This is a genomic window from Winogradskyella sp. PG-2 (assembly GCF_000828715.1).
In the GTDB taxonomy this organism is placed as follows: Bacteria; Bacteroidota; Bacteroidia; order Flavobacteriales; family Flavobacteriaceae; genus Winogradskyella.
In genome coordinates, this window is record NZ_AP014583.1 from 208948 (window position 1) to 227500 (window position 18553).

General features: G+C 32.9%; 13 protein-coding genes, 2 rRNA genes and 1 pseudogene (1 of these 16 cut by a window edge). 11 read left to right on the forward strand and 5 right to left on the reverse strand.

All coding sequences use genetic code 11. The annotated features are described in order from the left end of the window. The first annotated feature begins 2 nt into the window (after positions 1–2). Positions 3–1406 (forward strand): fasciclin domain-containing protein, encoded by a 1404-nt coding sequence (locus tag WPG_RS01105; protein ID WP_045468268.1) that lies wholly within the window; start codon positions 3–5, stop codon positions 1404–1406. A gap of 190 nt (positions 1407–1596) precedes the next feature. Here WPG_RS01105 and WPG_RS01110 read toward each other — a convergent pair. The 3 genes and pseudogenes from WPG_RS01110 to WPG_RS01120 all read right to left on the reverse strand — a co-directional run bounded on the left by WPG_RS01110 (position 1597) and on the right by WPG_RS01120 (position 5904). Next, positions 1597–2208, reverse strand: a pseudogene (locus WPG_RS01110) (DUF6891 domain-containing protein). A gap of 84 nt (positions 2209–2292) precedes the next feature. Continuing rightward, a complete protein-coding gene (gene yidC, locus WPG_RS01115; RefSeq protein ID WP_045468274.1) occupies positions 2293–4200 on the reverse strand; it encodes a membrane protein insertase YidC in 1908 nt (635 codons plus the stop codon). 87 nt (positions 4201–4287) lie between these two features. Next, positions 4288–5904, reverse strand: coding sequence for a CTP synthase (locus tag WPG_RS01120; RefSeq protein ID WP_045468277.1), 1617 nt, complete (start codon positions 5902–5904; stop codon positions 4288–4290). 263 nt (positions 5905–6167) lie between these two features. Between WPG_RS01120 and WPG_RS01125 the strand changes: the two genes are divergently transcribed. The 10 genes from WPG_RS01125 (at position 6168) to WPG_RS01170 (ending at position 17232) form a co-directional block, all read left to right on the forward strand. Continuing rightward, a complete protein-coding gene (locus WPG_RS01125; protein WP_045468280.1) occupies positions 6168–6677 on the forward strand; it encodes a hypothetical protein in 510 nt (169 codons plus the stop codon). Between the two features lie 10 nt (positions 6678–6687). After that, positions 6688–7251 carry a hypothetical protein gene (locus tag WPG_RS01130; protein WP_231850233.1) on the forward strand — a complete coding sequence of 188 codons (564 nt, stop codon included), beginning with the start codon at positions 6688–6690 and terminating at the stop codon, positions 7249–7251. 677 nt (positions 7252–7928) lie between these two features. Further along, positions 7929–8609 carry a tRNA (guanosine(37)-N1)-methyltransferase TrmD gene (gene trmD / locus WPG_RS01135; RefSeq protein WP_045468283.1) on the forward strand — a complete coding sequence of 227 codons (681 nt, stop codon included), beginning with the start codon at positions 7929–7931 and terminating at the stop codon, positions 8607–8609. Between the two features lie 144 nt (positions 8610–8753). Then, positions 8754–9107: a 50S ribosomal protein L19 gene (gene rplS / locus WPG_RS01140; protein ID WP_045468287.1), complete on the forward strand. Its 354-nt coding sequence runs from the start codon at positions 8754–8756 to the stop codon at positions 9105–9107. Positions 9108–9846: 739 nt separating this feature from the next. After that, the gene (locus tag WPG_RS01145; RefSeq protein WP_045468290.1) at positions 9847–10419 is read left to right on the forward strand and encodes a pentapeptide repeat-containing protein; all 573 of its coding nucleotides are present in this window, start codon (positions 9847–9849) and stop codon (positions 10417–10419) included. Between the two features lie 147 nt (positions 10420–10566). Further along, on the forward strand, positions 10567–12789 hold the full coding sequence (locus tag WPG_RS01150; protein ID WP_045468293.1) for an NADP-dependent isocitrate dehydrogenase: 2223 nt from the start codon (positions 10567–10569) through the stop codon (positions 12787–12789). 142 nt (positions 12790–12931) lie between these two features. After that, positions 12932–15307: a TonB-dependent receptor gene (locus tag WPG_RS01155; protein WP_045468296.1), complete on the forward strand. Its 2376-nt coding sequence runs from the start codon at positions 12932–12934 to the stop codon at positions 15305–15307. Between the two features lie 3 nt (positions 15308–15310). Then, positions 15311–16126 (forward strand): DUF4249 domain-containing protein, encoded by an 816-nt coding sequence (locus WPG_RS01160; RefSeq protein ID WP_045468299.1) that lies wholly within the window; start codon positions 15311–15313, stop codon positions 16124–16126. Between the two features lie 64 nt (positions 16127–16190). Further along, the gene (gene murQ / locus WPG_RS01165) at positions 16191–17006 is read left to right on the forward strand and encodes an N-acetylmuramic acid 6-phosphate etherase (RefSeq protein ID WP_045468302.1); all 816 of its coding nucleotides are present in this window, start codon (positions 16191–16193) and stop codon (positions 17004–17006) included. Then, positions 16993–17232 carry a DUF6095 family protein gene (locus tag WPG_RS01170; protein WP_045468305.1) on the forward strand — a complete coding sequence of 80 codons (240 nt, stop codon included), beginning with the start codon at positions 16993–16995 and terminating at the stop codon, positions 17230–17232. The genes murQ and WPG_RS01170 overlap by 14 nt, the downstream gene beginning before the upstream one ends. Before the next feature lie 124 nt (positions 17233–17356). Here WPG_RS01170 and rrf read toward each other — a convergent pair. Next, a 5S ribosomal RNA gene (gene rrf / locus WPG_RS01175) occupies positions 17357–17465 on the reverse strand. Positions 17466–17583: 118 nt separating this feature from the next. Beyond that, positions 17584–18553, reverse strand: a 23S ribosomal RNA gene (locus WPG_RS01180); it runs 1854 nt beyond the window's last position.

The window sequence follows — 18553 nt, forward strand, 5'->3', positions numbered from 1 at the left end:
AAATGAAAATTATTTCAAAAACATTCAAATTACTTACAGTATTTCTATTGGTGATAGGTATGACTGCATGTAGTAGTGATGATGACAACACTACTCCACCTCCAACTACAACTACAATTGTAGATTTAGCACTGGCAACAAATGACTTAAGTACTCTAGTAACTGCATTAACTTTAGCAGATGGAGATTTAGTAACAGTATTAAGCGGAAATGGTCCTTTTACAGTTTTAGCACCAACAAACGCCGCGTTTGATACTTTTTTAGCGGCAAATAACTTTGGCTCTATACAAGATGTACCAACAGATGTGTTATCACAAATTCTTTTAAACCATGTAATTTCTGGTGAAGTAACATCTACTGCACTTGCAGGATTAGGATCTGGTTACACAAGTACGAGTGCAACTGGTGCTGGTGGAAATAATATTAGCTTATTATTTGATACTTCTAATGGTGTTAGATTTAACAACACAGCTTCTGTAGTTAACGGTGGTGCTGATGTTGACGCTGACAATGGTGTGGTTCATATAATCGATGCTGTTTTAGGATTACCAGATGTGGTAGATCATGCTATTAATAATGGTGGTTTTACAGCATTAACTGGTGCATTGACATCAGAAAATTTAGTAACAACATTACAAGGTGATGGTCCTTTTACAGTATTAGCTCCTACAGATACTGCTTTTGGTAATTTTACAAATCCAAATTCAAATGGTTTAGCTAACATACTTTTAAATCATGTATTAGGTGGAGTTATTTTATCTACTGACCTGGTAAATGCTGGATCTGGATATGCTTATACATCTGCTTCTGGACCTAATGATACTGACCTAAGTATTTATTACGATACAGCAGGTGGTGTGGTATTCAATGGTGCTGCAGAAGTTGCAGTAGCTGATATTGTAGGCACTAATGGAATCATACACGTTGTAGATAATGTTATTGATTTACCAACGATTGCAACATTCGCAACTACAAATCCTGCCCTATCAAGTTTAGTTTCTGCACTTCAATATGCTGATACAGGAGCACCTACAGTACCATGGATAGGAACAGTTTCTGACGTAACAGCAGGTCCTTTTACAGTATTTGCACCAACGAATGATGCTTTTGGAAATGTATTAACCGAATTAAGTTTATCTGGTTTTGGTGAAGGCACAGGAGAATTAAATGCTGCAACTACAGATGCTGTATTATTAAATCATGTTGTAAGTGGAAATATTCAATCTTCAGGATTACCAAATGGAACAGTAACTACATTAGGTGGTAATATCACTGCAGATAATACTGCATTTACACTTACAGATGGTAATAGTAGAGTTAGTAATATTGTAACAAGTTTAGTAGATATTCAAGGTATTAATGGTGTAGTACATGTTATTGATACAGTGATACTACCTGCAGAATAATGAAAGAGAAAAGTCGAGGCTGATTACCTCATTTTTATATTGATTGATTTAGTTAGTAGAAAACCCAGACACTTGTCTGGGTTTTCTTGTGTTCTAATATTTAGCTATGACGAGTTATCTTACCAGAATTTCCAAAAGGGTTTCACCTTTTTCTTTTCTAATGTGGGATTTTCAATATTAACATTCCTTTTCATAATTTCAAATACACGACCATAATTATAATCGACATTATCAACAGTTTTCTTCCAGTTAAATCTGAAATTTCAATTCTAGTATTTAATGATCCATTCCACTTTGTATTTAACCCATTATGTTTTAAAACCTCAACTATGTTTTGGGCCACTTCTTTAGCTAATTTGTCTTCTCGATTATAGCTATCATAGCCTAGGAATTACATTTTCTTATCGCCTATAGCTCTTTCTAAATCTTGTGAATGGTAGTAACAATAGCCTTTTGTTTTAATTCCTAAAGATTCGAGTTCTTCTATGACCTCCATACAATCTCCTTCCCCATCTTGTCTTGTGTAACCTGCTTTATGAAGCGACACTACACCTTTCTTATTTAAGTCATCAAAGGCATTAACAAGTTTTTGAAAATCCGTTAGTTGCTCCCAATGTTGACTTTCTGCTTCATGTTGTTCTAATCGTGTGTCGATTTCATTTTGAAACCAAACTTTGTCAAAATCTTCAACATCATAGAACATATCGCTAATGGTTTCCAATAAGTCAATACTATTATAAAAACCAAAGTGTATATCTTTCTCTAATTGTTCTATAGCTTCATTCTTTATGTCTTCATTCATCTATTCATACTTAATATCTGAGCTTATAAAATACAAAAAGCCTTAGCTAAAACTAAGGCTTTCATTTATCTAATAATAGACTAATTATTTCTTTCTTTTTTTCTGAGCTTGTTTTTGTTGTTCAGCTTGTTCCATCATTTCAGCCATTTTCTTTTGAAACTTATTTTGTTTCTTAGGCTTAGTTTTACTCACTTCAATCTTAGCTAAGACCTTATCTTCATCGATAATATAGTTTTTAATCACTAACATAATACCAATACTAATTAAGTTAGAAATGAAATAATATAAACTTAATCCTGAAGCGTAATTATTAAAGAATACTAACATTAAAAGTGGTGAAAAGTAAATCATGTACTTCATCATCTTGCTCATATCTGGCATTCCTTCTTGAGGAGGCCCTTGCATTGCTGTTTGCTGACCTGTTGTCATTTTCATGTAAAAGAAGATCGCAATGGCTGCTAATATTGGAAATAAACTAACGTGATCTCCATAAAATGGAATATTAAAAGGTAAGTCTAATACAGAATCAAAAGAACTTAAATCATCTGCCCAAAGGAAACTTTTTTGTCTTAACTCAAAGGCCGTTGGAAAGAACATAAACAAGGCATAAAATACAGGGATCTGCATTAAGCCTGGCAAACAACCACTTAATGGACTCGCACCAGCTTTACTCTGCAATGCCATAGTTTCTTGTTGCGCTTTCATTTTATTATCCTTGTACTTTTTTCTGATAACATCTAACTCTGGCTTCAAGATTTTCATTTTTGCCTGAGATAAGAACTGTTTATATTGTACAAAGGACAACATGATTTTTACTAGAATTGTCATTACAATGATAGCAATACCATAAGGTAAAAATCCACTAAGGAATCCAAATAGAGGGATAAATAAAGCTTTATTAATCCATCCAAAAATTCCCCAACCAAATGGGATACTTTCTTCTAATCCGTTTTCGTATGCTTTTAAAGTTTTAGCATCTGTAGGTCCGTAGTATAAACCAAAGTTTTTGTTTACCTCACCACCATTATATGCCAATTGAAATTTTGAGGTATATAACTTTGTAAACAATGTATCTACTTCTTCATCTTCAACTAAGTCTTTAGAAGTTATTGCTACATTCTTTAATGGTTTGTCATTAGACACTAAAATAGTACTAAAGAAATGCTGTCTGTAAGATAACCAGTCGACATCATCAACAGTTTCTTCATCATCGTTCATTTGCCCTAACTTATCAATCTTATCACCATCGTGTCTATACGTTAATCTGGTGTAACGATTTTCGTAGCTGATACTTTTGGCATGACGAATACTTTTTTGCTTCCAATCTAAAGTAATCGGTTGAGAGGTGTTAAATGCGCCACTTAAACCTTTTGACTTAATTGAGAAGTCAATCATATAGTCATTTGGTTTTAGCTCATAACGGTATTCTAAGTATTCAGACTCTGAAAACTTAAGTTTCATAGACACTACAGTATTCTCACCATTCTTTGTTACACTTGGTTGAAAAGGAAAATCCTGTGTATTGTGCGTACGACTATCTGATGTACTAAATGTAATATTAAAAGCACTATTCTGATCTTTAACTAAATATATTGGCACAGAATCGTAATCCACAAAATTTCTCAATCTCACCTCAGCTAAATGACCGCCTTTTCTATTAAATTTAAGTTCAAAAACATCAGTTGTTACAGTTGTTTGATCTTCACCAGGTAAACTTAAAGCGTATGACAATGCACCTACTTTATTTTGTGCAGCCACTAGTTGTGTAGAATCTAAAGCTTTGGTATTAGTATAGTCTTGAGCAGTTGTAGTAACTACAGCTTCATCTTGTTTACTTGTTTTCTGCTCCGCTTCTACCTGTTCTTGTTCTGCAACTTTTTGAGCTTCTATTTCTTCAGGTGTCGGACTGTTTTGATACATTATATATAATAGTATCCCAAAAATGAGAACAAAGCCTATTATAGAATTAATGTCGAATTTCTTTTCTTCCATATGTATTTACCGCTAATGCGGTCATCGATTAATTATTTTGATAATTCAAATAGCTATCCAAAATATCATTTACGCCAAAGTGGCATATTATTTCTTCTTTTTAAATTTAAGTGCTGCACTAACAAACGCTACAAATAGTGGATGTGGATTAGACACTGTACTCTTATATTCAGGGTGATATTGAACGCCAACAAACCAGTTATGAGTTGGTATTTCAATAATTTCAACCAATCCTGTTTCTGGGTTTAAGCCAGTTGCTTTCATACCAGCAGCTTCAATTTGGGCTTTGTAATCTTCATTGAGCTCAAAACGATGTCTATGACGTTCCTTAATAGAAGTTTGACCATAAAGATTATATGCAATACTATCTTTACTAAGATTACAATCCCATGAGCCTAAACGCATTGTTCCTCCTTTATTAATGACATCTTTTTGAGATTCCATTAAATTAATAACAGGGTTCTGAGTTTCTTCATCCATTTCAATAGAATTCGCATCGCCAATATTCAATACATTTCTTGCATATTCTATAACTGCCATTTGCATTCCTAAACAAATTCCTAAAAAAGGAATATTGTTTTCTCTAACATATTTCACAGCATCTATCTTACCCTCAATACCTCGTTCTCCAAAACCTGGAGCTACCAATACACCATCTAAATGTTGCAACTTAAACTCTATGTTGTCTTCATTTAAATACTCTGAATGAATCGATTCAACTTTAACCTTTACTTCATTTTCTGCACCAGCATGAATAAAAGCTTCTAATATAGACTTGTATGAGTCTTGCAGTTCTACATATTTACCAATCAAACCAATAACGACTTCACTCTTTGGGTTTTTATGGCGTTTCAAAAACTCATTCCATTGCCCTAAGTCTGGTTGATCACTTTTAAGTTTCAGTTTATCTAACACAACCTTATCCAAGCCTTCCTCTAGCATTAAATTTGGCACATCGTATATTGTTGACGCATCAATAGATTGTATTACAGCTTCTTGCTTTACGTTACAAAAACGTGCTAGTTTTGCTTTTAGACCATCACTTAATTCGTGCTCAGTTCTACATACTAATATATCTGCATGTACACCACTTTCCATCAATGTCTTTACACTATGCTGAGTCGGTTTAGTTTTTAATTCACCAGCCGCAGATAAATAAGGAATTAAAGTTAAATGGATAACTAAAGCATTATTATCCCCTAAATCCCATTGTAATTGACGCACAGCTTCAATATATGGTAAGGACTCAATATCACCTACAGTTCCTCCAATTTCTGTAAGAACAATGTCGTAATCTCCAGAATTACCAAGAATCTGAATTCTATGTTTTATTTCATCTGTAATATGCGGAATCACTTGAACCGTTTTCCCTAAAAACTCACCACGTCTTTCTTTATCAATAACACTTTGGTAAATTCTACCTGTTGTAACATTGTTGGCCTGTGATGTTGGTACATTTAAAAAGCGCTCATAATGTCCTAAATCTAAATCTGTTTCTGCACCATCATCAGTAACGTAACATTCACCGTGCTCGTAAGGATTTAAAGTTCCTGGATCTATATTAATGTAAGGATCTAATTTCTGAATTGTGGTTCTGTAACCTTGTGCTTGTAAGAGTTTAGCCAAAGATGCTGCTATAATACCTTTTCCGAGAGAAGAAGACACTCCGCCAGTTACAAAAATATACTTAGGGTTTGTGGTCATGTTGCGCTGTTAAACGCAGGCAAATTTACAAAATAAAACGAGTTTTCTATGAATTGTTTATGGTTTGTTGATATGTTATTTAATTAAGAGTATACTATGAGTTTATAGTATTAATACACCTGTTCATTTTGAGAACTGCGCAAAAAAGTCGAACTTGAAAAGGAAAGTAAAACCTAAATTATTTTGAAATTATACTTATTTGACGCTTTTACAATATCTATATATAAGGTATCGGACATTGTAAACCTAAAAACTCACAAAGAATGAAGACTACAATCTATAAAATTATTCTTTGGATATTATTTGGGTTTATTTTCATTAGCGCAGTCCATGCGATAATAGAAAGTTTAATCTATGTTTATTTACATTATGGGTTCTCTGATAAATTCTTAGATATACACTTTCAATATTATACACCAGCCTTTACTTTTATATTAACTTTTATTTTTAGTCTTATTATTCTTTTATATGTTAGAAAGAAGGTGAGCAAAAAAATTAACCTAGAAGATTTAAAATATCCATGGATTCTATCTGTCATTTCGTTAATCATTGCCATAGTTTTAAAACCAATTGCGCTTAGGGTTTCTGATAAAAAACTAATGCTCTTGTATGAAGATCTTTCTAAAGTTGATTACATGAGTAGGCTCGACTTTAATACCATATTTGATGCCGTAAATTATAGTAGCTATGGTTCTAAATGGCTGCTAGTTATATTATTAATTATAGGGTTTTTATATCTCATTAAAAAAAGCAAAGAAGGAAACAGAACCTAAGGAAGATTAAATGAGCGTTAACTACAAACTAAATTCTAAAGACAACTTAACCAAACTACTCATAAATAAGGATGTGAATTCTTGGGAAGAATTAGTTCAGTTTATAAAAAAGATGCCTTATGGTAGAAATAAAAATAGGCACGATCTAGACTTAGTAATTAAAGAACATAAAGGTACTTGTAGTTCTAAGCATGCACTATTAAAAGAAATTGCAAATTTAAATGCCATACCTCATATAAAACTGATTCTTGGTATCTACAAAATGAATGCGTCTAATACGCCAAAATTTGGTAGTGTGCTAAGTGAAAACAATATTGACTTTATACCGGAAGCACATTGTTACTTAAATATAAATGGAGAACGTTGGGATTACACTTCTGATAATTCTGATTTTAATAGGCTTAAAGATGACATTCTAATTGAAAAAGAAATAGAACCTTATCAGGTTGTAGCGTTTAAAGTAGACTATCATAAAGCATATATAAAATCATGGATAAGTGAACATAAAATTCCTTATAGCTTTGAATATATTTGGAGTTGTAGAGAACAGTGCATAGCTAATCTGAGCGCTTGACTTTGTTTTTTTCAACTAACTTCGTTTACCATTGGATATAAACCATTGAAACGCTTTTATGCCCTGCGAACTGTTACAAACCATTTCATAATTACACAAGTATTTTATATGAAGACTTAAGTTAAGTCCATTTCAGATTTATTTGAATCTATCAATCTATATATAATTTAGAAAGGACTTACCATTATAAATAAAACGAATAATATAGGGCTTGTTAGTGCTAGTATTAGATTTATCTTTTTCATTGATCATCTATTAATTTAATACACTACAAAATTGACATATTTATACGGTTCTAAAAACATGTATATTGACTTATTTATGGTGAATATTAGCAGTAATTAAGAAAAGCGCATTTTAAAAATCTTGGAATTTCACTCAGAATAATAAAACGCAACAACGTAATTGCACAATGTTGCGAAGTGCAATGCAATCGCAACGTGAAAAATGGTAATAAATAAGATAAAAAAAGTTTGCAACATGGGTAATTATTCATTGCAGCGGAATTTCTTAAACGAAAATTCCTGCACTGAAATAAAGGCTTGGTGATATCGGAATAGTCCTCTCTGACGATTCCGCTATGAAAACCATAGCCCAACCATTAAACGAACTTCGAAAAACGCATTCCAAAAAATATAACAATTAAACATATCTTTGCAATCTATTAAGATTAAACCATGCGCATAGATATTATAACTGTATTACCAGAGCTTTTAAAAAGTCCGTTTGAGGCTTCTATATTAAAACGTGCTATAGAAGCGGATTTGGTAGAAGTGTATTTTCATAATTTAAGAGATTATGCAACTGGTGGCTACAAAGCAATTGATGATACGCAATTTGGTGGTGGAGCTGGTATGGTAATGCTTATAGAGCCTATTGATAAATGCATTTCAAAACTACAAGTAGAACGCAATTATGACGAGATTATTTACATGACACCAGATGGTGATCAGCTTAATCAAGGCATCGCTAATCAAATTTCACTAAAAGAAAATATTATAATTCTTTGCGGACATTATAAAGGTGTTGATGAGCGTGTTAGAGATCTATTCATTACAAAAGAGATTTCTATTGGAGATTATGTATTATCTGGCGGAGAGCTTGGAGCAGCAGTTTTATGTGATGCTGTCATAAGATTAATACCAGGTGTATTAGGTAATGAGACTTCTGCATTAACAGATTCGTTTCAAGATGGTTTATTAGCACCACCAATATATACAAGACCTAGAGAGTACAAAGGTTTAAAAGTACCAGAAGTATTATTTAGTGGTAATTTTCCAAAGATTGAAAAATGGAGAGAAGAACAAGCCTACAAAAGAACTGAAGACCGTCGTCCAGACCTCTTAAATAACGAATAATACCTTATTTGGAATTACCTAAAAAACTTTTAAGTTTTCACTTTCTAATTTTAAGTTTTTAACTATATTTGCACCCAATTTTGGATTAACCTCTGGCGAGAATCGTGAATGTTGATTTGAAATAACCATTATAAACAAAACAAAATGAATTCTTTAGTAAAATTTGTACAAGACGAATTTGTAACCCGTAAAGATCTTCCAGAATTTAGTGCTGGTGATACCATCACTGTGTATTACGAAATTAAAGAAGGAAATAAAACACGTACACAGTTCTTTAAAGGTGTAGTATTACAACGTAAAGGAACAGGAACTTCAGAAACATTCACTATTCGTAAAATGTCAGGAACTATTGGTGTAGAACGTATCTTCCCAGTGCACTTACCTGCTTTACAAAAAGTAGAAGTTAATAAAAGAGGTAAAGTACGTAGAGCTCGTATTTTCTACTTTAGAGGTCTTACTGGTAAAAAAGCAAGAATTAAAGAAGTTAGAAGAAAATAATTTAACGACTTATAAAACTTACAAAAAGCTCTCAAAATTGAGAGCTTTTTTTAGTTTATTAACTTTTGTTAATAACTCCAGTTTATAAGATGTTGATATCTAAATCGTTAAAAAAATTGTTTATTCGCAATTCTCATATACTTTAGCTGAATAATAAACAACAAACCTCGGTTTGGTTATAAAAGTAATTTTAGATTTATGTTATATTGTTGATAGAGTAACGTTCTTTATTTAATGAGATTGTTTTTTGAGGTTTATGAGCGGCTTGTGTAAGCAAGTGCTGTAAAGTGAATTATGAAGCTAGATAGTTACAGTATGCATTGTAGGTTGTAAGTAGATAGTGAAAAGCTTTGAAGATGTAATGGAATCGAAAGTGAACATGAAAAGGAAGAGCAATGTTTTTAGAGGTGTCAAACACGCAAGTGAATGATAAATAAAAAAATATCAAGGAAAGCAAACTTAGAAACTTAGTAGTATCAGGTCAATACATTTTGAAAGGTATGAAACGTTTCGTTGAAGCAGGAAAGCTTGAACTGAAAAGGATGGTGGTGTAAGTCATACATCCGATTTAGTGAAAACTGAATAAGTCATGTCATTACTGTTTCTATAAAAGCCATATCAAGACAGATTTATCTGTAGTGAAATGGCTTTTTGTTTTTATAGAACTTTTATGTTACTTTAGATTTAAGCCATTTCAATATCTCCTCCATCTTAATCATATCTTTCGTATCCTTGTATTATGAACCTTCCATTTATAGATAATCAAGAATTCAAAAATCAGAATTACGAAACTGCTAAACTAACTAAAGGTGAATATACTGAGTGCACATTTGTAAATTGTAATTTTGAAAATTCGGATCTCTCTAACAATTCCTTTTTAGAATGCGAATTCATCGATTGTAATCTAAGTAATGTCAATGTAACGTATACTATATTTAATGATGTTTCTTTTCGCGGTAGTAAATTGGTTGGTGTTCAATTTCAGAATTGTAATGATTTTCTATTAGCATTTGGCTTTATAGATTGTACTTTAAATTTAAGTTCCTTTTATCAGCTAAAAATTAGCAACACAAAATTTTTAAACTGCAAAATGCATCGCGTTGATTTCACTGAGACCGAAGCTAAACATGTAACATTTTCAAAATGCGATTTAAAAGATGCTATATTCGATGCCTCAAATGTAGAAAGCTCAGATTTCTCAACTGCATATAACTTTTCAATTCATCCTTCAGACAATAAAATAAAGAATTCGACCTTTTCTAAAGAAAATTGTTTTGGGCTATTAAATTCATTTCAAGTTAGAATAAAGTAATATCTAAATTCTACTCATTTTTATTATCAAAATCACAAAATATTTAGCAGTTTACTGTTAATCTAATACTAAGAAAACGTTATCGTTTTTGTATATTTGCACAGCAAAATTTTAAGCTAAATAGCATTCAAAATATTTTAACGACCTATGACAAAAACAGCGAAAATTGTTTATACAAAAACCGACGAAGCACCAGCACTTGCAACACGTTCATTTTTACCAATTGTAAAAGCATTTACTAAGTCTTCTGGTATTACAATAGAAACTAAAGATATATCATTAGCAGCAAGAATTTTAGCTACATTTCCGGACTTCTTAACTAAAGATCAAAAAGTAGCAGATGCTCTAGCAGAATTGGGCGAACTTGCCAAAAAACCAGAAGCCAATATTATAAAATTACCAAACATTAGTGCTTCAATACCACAACTTACAGATGCTATTGAAGAGTTACAAGCTAAAGGCTTTAAATTACCGGATTATCCTGAAAATGTAAAAACAGCTGAGGATAAAGAGATTAAGTCTCGTTACGATAAAATAAAAGGTAGTGCTGTAAACCCAGTACTTAGAGAAGGAAACTCAGATAGACGTGCACCAAAGGCGGTAAAAAACTATGCTAGAAAAAATCCACATAGTATGGGAGCTTGGTCTTCTGATTCTAAAACACATGTTGCTACCATGTCGCATGGTGACTTTGCACATAACGAAACTTCGGTAACTATTAATAAAGCTACATCTGTTAAGATTGTTCATACTGATGCTTCTGGAAATCAAACGGTTTTAAAAGATAATTTAGCCTTATTAAATGGAGAAATTATTGATGCTACTGTAATGAGTAAATCAGCATTATTAAGTTTCCTAGATTCTGAAATTAAGGATGCAAAAGCACAAGATATTTTAATGTCTTTACACATGAAGGCTACAATGATGAAGGTCTCTGATCCAATCATTTTTGGGCATGTTGTAAGAACTTATTTTAAATCTGTTTTTGAAAAACACGCTGAAACATTTGAAGAAATTGGTGTTGACGTTAATAATGGTTTTGGAAATTTACTTGAAAACTTAGAAGAGTTACAAAAATCTAAACGTAGCGACATTGAAAACGATATAAAGACAGCTTTAGAGAATGGACCAGATTTAGCTATGGTAAATTCTGATAAAGGAATTACGAATCTTCATGTGCCAAGTGATGTAATTATTGATGCATCAATGCCAGCAATGATTAGAACTTCTGGTCAAATGTGGAATGCTGAAGGTAAACAACAAGATACTAAAGCGATAATACCAGATAGTAGTTATGCAGGTGTTTATATTGCTACAATAGATTTTTGTAAAAAACACGGAGCTTTTGATCCTACTACTATGGGAACTGTTCCAAACGTTGGACTTATGGCTCAGAAAGCTGAAGAATATGGTTCACATGACAAAACTTTTGAAATAGCTTCAGATGGTAAGGTTGAAGTTATTAATGCATCAGGATCAGTTTTAACAAATCATAATGTTGAAGCAGGAGACATTTGGAGAATGTGCCAAGTTAAGGATGCACCAATACAAGATTGGATTAAACTTGCTGTTACAAGAGCAAGAGCGTCAAAAACTCCTGCGGTTTTTTGGTTAGATAAAAATAGATCACACGATGCTGAATTAATTAAAAAAGTAAATGAATATTTACCAAGCCACGATGCAACTGGCTTAGATATTAGAATTTTGTCACCTATCGAAGCAACTAATTTTACATTGGAGCGCATTAAGGATGGTAAAGATACGATATCAGTAACTGGAAATGTACTTAGAGATTATCTTACTGATTTATTTCCAATTTTAGAAGTTGGTACAAGTGCAAAAATGTTATCTATTGTTCCTTTAATGAATGGAGGTGGCTTATTTGAAACTGGTGCTGGTGGATCTGCACCTAAGCACGTACAACAATTTGTTACTGAAAATCATTTACGTTGGGATTCTTTAGGTGAGTTTTTAGCTTTAGCTGTTTCACTTGAGCATTTTGCAGAGGTAAATAATAATGCTAAAGCAAGAGTCTTAGGAGAAACTTTAGATGATGCTTCTGATAAATTATTAGAAAACAAAAAAGGACCTTCTAGAAAAGTAAATGAACTTGATAATAGAGGAAGTCATTTTTACTTAGCAATGTATTGGGCTGAAGCATTAGCAAATCAAGATAAAGATGCAGATTTAAAATCTGAATTTACAGATATATATAAAGCTATGTCATCTAATGAAGATGCTATTATTAATGAACTCATAGACTGTCAAGGTGTTTCTGTAAATATTGATGGTTACTATCTTCCAAATGAAAATTTAGTAAGCAATGCTATGCGACCTAGCAGTTCTTTAAATAAAATTTTAAACTCATAATAACTTAATAATTAAGGTTATGTTAAAAGCTTATTTCGGGAAGCTTTTTTTATTGTTTTGAATTAATTTCGCTTATGAAGTTACGTTTTGAGACTTGAAGCGTCTCTATAATAAGTAAAAATCATAAAATCAGTCATAACTCATGCTAATACATATTAAAAGAATTTTATTTCTCTTTTTATTATGTCCATTATTTCTTCAAGCACAGGAAAAATTTACACTTAGTGGAGTCGTAACTGATATTGAAAGTAATGAAACACTTATTGGTGTTAATATTATAGTACCAGAAATTCAATCCGGAACTATGACTAATGAATACGGCTTCTACTCTATCACATTACCATCTGGCTCTTATAAAATTCAAATAAGTTATTTAGGTTATAAAACTATTTCAGAAACTATTGATCTAAATTCTGATATGTCAAAGAGTTTTAAACTCGTTGAATCTGCAGAAAGTCTTGATGAAGTTGTGATTAAAGAAGATGTTGAAAAACTGAATATTAAAAAACCTCAAATGAGTGTTAATGCTTTATCTATTAAAACGATAAAGAATATGCCTGTGGTTTTAGGAGAAGTTGATGTTATAAAATCAATTACATTACTTCCAGGTGTAACAAATGCTGGTGAAGGCTCATCTGGTTTTAATGTTAGAGGTGGTGCAGCAGATCAAAACCTTATTCTTTTAGATGAGGCAACGATATTCAATTCTTCACATTTATTTGGATTCTTTTCAGTGTTTAATCCAGATGCCATAAAGGATATAAAATTATATAAAGGTGGGATTCCTGCAAAGTATGGTGGACGTGTTTCTGCTGTACTCGATATCTATCAGAAAGAAGGAAATAGTAGTGATTTCCATATGAATGGTGGAATTGGTTTAATCTCTAGCCGACTACTTGCAGAAGGACCGATAAAAAAGAACAAAGGATCTTTTCTTTTAGGTGGACGAAGTAGTTATGCCCATTTATTTTTACCGCTTTTTGATTTAGACAACGTAGCTTATTTCTACGACCTAAATACTAAATTAAGCTATAGATTTAATGACAATAACAGTATTTTCTTATCGGGTTATTTTGGTCGTGATGTATTTGAATTGGCCGATAGTTTTGAAAATACATATGGAAATACAGTGGTTAATTTTAGATGGAATCATTTATTCTCTGATAAGTTATTTTCAAACCTATCATTAATTTATTCAGATTATTATTATGGTCTCAAATTAGACTTCGTAGAATTTGATTGGGAATCTGGTATTAGAAACTTTAATCTGAAATACGATTTTAAACATTACATCAGTAATAATTTTAAACTCGAATATGGTTTAAACAGTATCTATTATAAATTTAATCCTGGTGAAATTAATCCTACTAATGAAAGCTCTGGTATTAATCCCTTCAAGCTAATTGATAAATATGCTTTTGAAAATGCAGTTTATTTAGATGCTGAACATAAGTTAAGTAATAAATTATCTGTAAGTTATGGTGCACGTTTTAGTACATTTCATCGTCTAGGGCAGGACGAACTTAATGTATACGATAATGATAATCCTGTACTGTTTAATGAAGATATTGGAATATATGAAAAGGCAGATCCGAATGGGACAGAAAATTTTAGCAGAAGTGATGTTATTGAATCCTTTTCCAATATAGAACCACGTTTAGCATTAGCGTATCAACTTAATGAGAACTCCTCAGTAAAAGCAAGCTACAATCGGATGAGTCAATATCTACACCTTCTCTCAAATACAAGTTCACCTACTCCATTAGATGTTTGGACTCCTAGTGGAAAATATGTAAAACCACAACTCTTAGATCAAGTCGCTTTGGGCTATTTTAGAAGTTTTAAAGACAATAAATTCTCATTAGAAATTGAAAGTTTTTATAAATCTATTAAGAACCGTATTGATTATATAGATGGCGCTGATTTAATCGCTAACAACGCCATTGAGCAAGTTATTTTAAATGGAAAGGCCAGAGCTTATGGTTTGGAAGTGCTATTAAGAAAAAATGAAGGAAAATTAAAGGGTTGGTTAGCTTACACATTGTCAAAATCTGAGCAAAAAACACCGGGTAGAAGAGCTTCAGAAACTGGAATTAATAATGGTAAATGGTATAATACCGCATTTGACAAAACTCATGATATATCCATAACAGGAAGCTATGAACTGAATAAAAAATGGTCTTTTAGCTCTAATTTCCTATTTCAAACTGGGCAACCGGTAACATTTCCAAATGGTCAGTATCAATATAATGGTATAGTAATACCAAGTTTTGAATCTCGAAACTCAAGTCGATTATCATCTTATAATCGCTTAGACATAGCTGTAAACTATAACCCAAAACCTGAAAGTACTAAAAAATTCAAAGGAGAATGGGTCTTCGGAATTTATAATGTTTACAACCGACGAAATGCAGCAAGTATATCGTTTAGAGAAAATAGAATGTCAGGAACAAATGAAGCTGTAAGACTAGCAATTTTTGGGATAGTACCTTCTGTTTCCTATAATTTTAAATTTTAAGTCATGAAAAAGGTATTATATCTAGTTTTTACTTTTTGTTTCTTGTTTAGTTGTGAGGACGTTATTGATGTTGAGCTCAATGAAACTGAACCACGTTTAGTTGTAGAAGCATCAATTAATTGGTTTAAGAATACAACAGGAAATGAGCAAAGTATTAAGCTTTCATTATCAGCTCCATTTTTTGATGAGACTATCCCACCTGCCAATGGAGCCTTAGTACAAATTGTAGATTCTAATAATATTACTTTCAATTTTATAGAAGACGGAAGTTCAGGTATCTATAGAAATAATAATTTCATTCCAGAAATAGACCAATCGTACAGTTTAGAGATTAACTATAATAACGAAACTTATACAGCAACAGAAACATTAAAATCAGTAGTTTCTATAGACTATATAGAACAAATCAATGAAGGTGGTTTTACAGGAGAGGATATTGAATTGAAAGCATATTACACAGATCCAATTGATGTAGAGAATTATTACTTCTTTGAGTTCACAAGTGATATTCCTGTAATACCAACATTAGAAGTTTATGATGATACATTCACTGATGGAAATCAAATTTTTGGATTTTACACTGAAGAAGATTTGGAATCAGGAGATATAGTGACCATCAGAAATTATGGAGTTACAGAACGATTCTATGAATTTATGTTCATTTTACTTCAACAAGGAAGTGATGACGGAGGTGGCCCTTTTGAAACACAACCAGCAACAGTTAGAGGTAATTGTATTAATGTAACAAATCCAGATAACTATCCTTTTGGGTATTTTAGACTCTCAGAGGTTGATCAAGTTACATACACTATTGAATAATTTTTATTTTGTCCTTAGCCAAATGGCTTGTCTTTCAGCTAAATTTATTTCTTACCTTTAAAATATGATTTTTACCAAAACCACTGAACAAGACTCTCATTATAATAATCTGGAAAATATGTCCATCAATGAGATTATTACTAATATAAATAAGGAAGATAAGACTGTTGCATTGACCGTAGAAAAAGTATTACCTCAAATTGAAGCTCTTACAGAACAAATAGTTCTCAAATTAAAAAAAGGCGGGCGATTATTCTACATTGGAGCAGGTACTAGTGGACGATTAGGTATACTTGATGCATCAGAATGTCCACCAACGTTTGGTGTTTCTCATGATTTAGTAATTGGTCTTATTGCTGGTGGAGATGATGCAATAAGAAAAGCGGTTGAAAATGCAGAAGACTCAACAACGCAAGGTTGGCAGGATTTAAAAGCTTTCAATGTTTCAATCAATGATGTTGTTGTTGGTATTGCTGCATCAGGAACTACACCTTATGTTATAAGTACTTTAAAAAAATGTAATGAATTAAATATATTGACTGGTTGTATTACATGTAATGAAGCTAGTCCGTTAGCATTGACAGCAAAATTTCCAATAGAAGTTGTTGTTGGTCCAGAATTTTTAACTGGTAGTTCTAGAATGAAAGCTGGTACAGCTCAAAAACTAGTTCTTAATATGATTACCACAACATCTATGATTCAACTAGGAAAAGTAAAAGGAAATAAAATGGTGGATATGCAACTGAGTAATGATAAGTTGGTGAATAGAGGTATCAAAATGATTATGAATCAATTAAAGATTTCCGAAGAAGATGCAACTCAATTACTTACTAAGTATAAAAACGTAAGAAAAAGTATAGCAGCATATGGACGAGAATAATAGAACTGATAAAGTTATTTTGTTAAAGGGGTTAAAACAAATGGGTATTTGTCTTATACTTATGTTTACAGGTCCTAGTGTTTTTCGAGTAGCAGTTATAAATGATACTAAACCACTTTACATTCCATTATTGACATTGTCTATTCTTATTTGTATTGCTGCAATCTATTTCCTTTACAAGGGAATCAACACTATTTTAGATAGCATATTTAAAAATAAAAAGTAATACTTCAAAATTGCTTTTAGAACTAACTTCTATATACTAAATACATTCAGTACCAAAACCAAAAAAAACCCTTACTAAATAAATAGTAAGGGTTTAAATAAATATCAACTTTTTGTTGACACAAAAAAGGCGGCGACCTACTCTTCCACAAATAGCAGTACCATCGGCGCAAACGGGCTTAACTTCTCTGTTCGGAATGGTAAGAGGTGAGCCCCGTCGCTATAACCACCTTAAATCTTTATCCTTAAGCTTAGCTTAAAGACTTTATGATGTGTAGTTAAAAACACTAATATCTTAACATATTGAAAAATGATTCATGAATAAATAATATGTACTCTAAAAAAACTGCCGTACAATAAGCCTATGGGTTATTAGTACTACTTGGCTATGACATTACTGCCTTTACACCTATAGCCTATCAACGTGGTCATCTTCCACGACCCTTTAAAGAAATCTCATCTTGTGGTGGGTTTCGCGCTTATATGCTTTCAGCGCTTATCCCTTCCCAACGTAGCTACCCAGCAATGCTCCTGGCGGAACAACTGGTACACCAGAGGTTAGTCCAACTCGGTCCTCTCGTACTAGAGTCAGATCCACTCAAATTTCTAACGCCCACAGTAGATAGAGACCGAACTGTCTCACGACGTTCTGAACCCAGCTCGCGTGCCACTTTAATGGGCGAACAGCCCAACCCTTGGGACCTTCTCCAGCCCCAGGATGTGACGAGCCGACATCGAGGTGCCAAACCCCCCCGTCGATGTGAGCTCTTGGGGGAGATCAGCCTGTTATCCCCGGAGTACCTTTTATCCTTTGAGCGATGGCCCTTCCATACGGAACCACCGGATCACTATGCTCTACTTTCGTACCTGATCGACCTGTATGTCTCTCAGTCAAGCTCCCTTATGCCATTGCACTCTACGCACGGTTACCAAGCGTGCTGAGGGAACCTTTAGAAGCCTCCGTTACTCTTTTGGAGGCGACCACCCCAGTCAAACTACCCACCAAGCACTGTCCCTGATTAGAGGTTAGACTCTAGATAAGCAAAGGGTGGTATTTCAACAATGACTCCACAACGCCTAGCGACGCCACTTCAAAGTCTCCCACCTATCCTACACATTACTTATCCAAAGCCAATACTAAGCTATAGTAAAGGTTCACGGGGTCTTTTCGTCCCACTGCGGGTAATCGGCATCTTCACCGATACTACAATTTCACCGAGCTCATGGCTGAGACAGTATCCAAATCGTTACACCATTCGTGAAGGTCGGAACTTACCCGACAAGGAATTTCGCTACCTTAGGACCGTTATAGTTACGGCCGC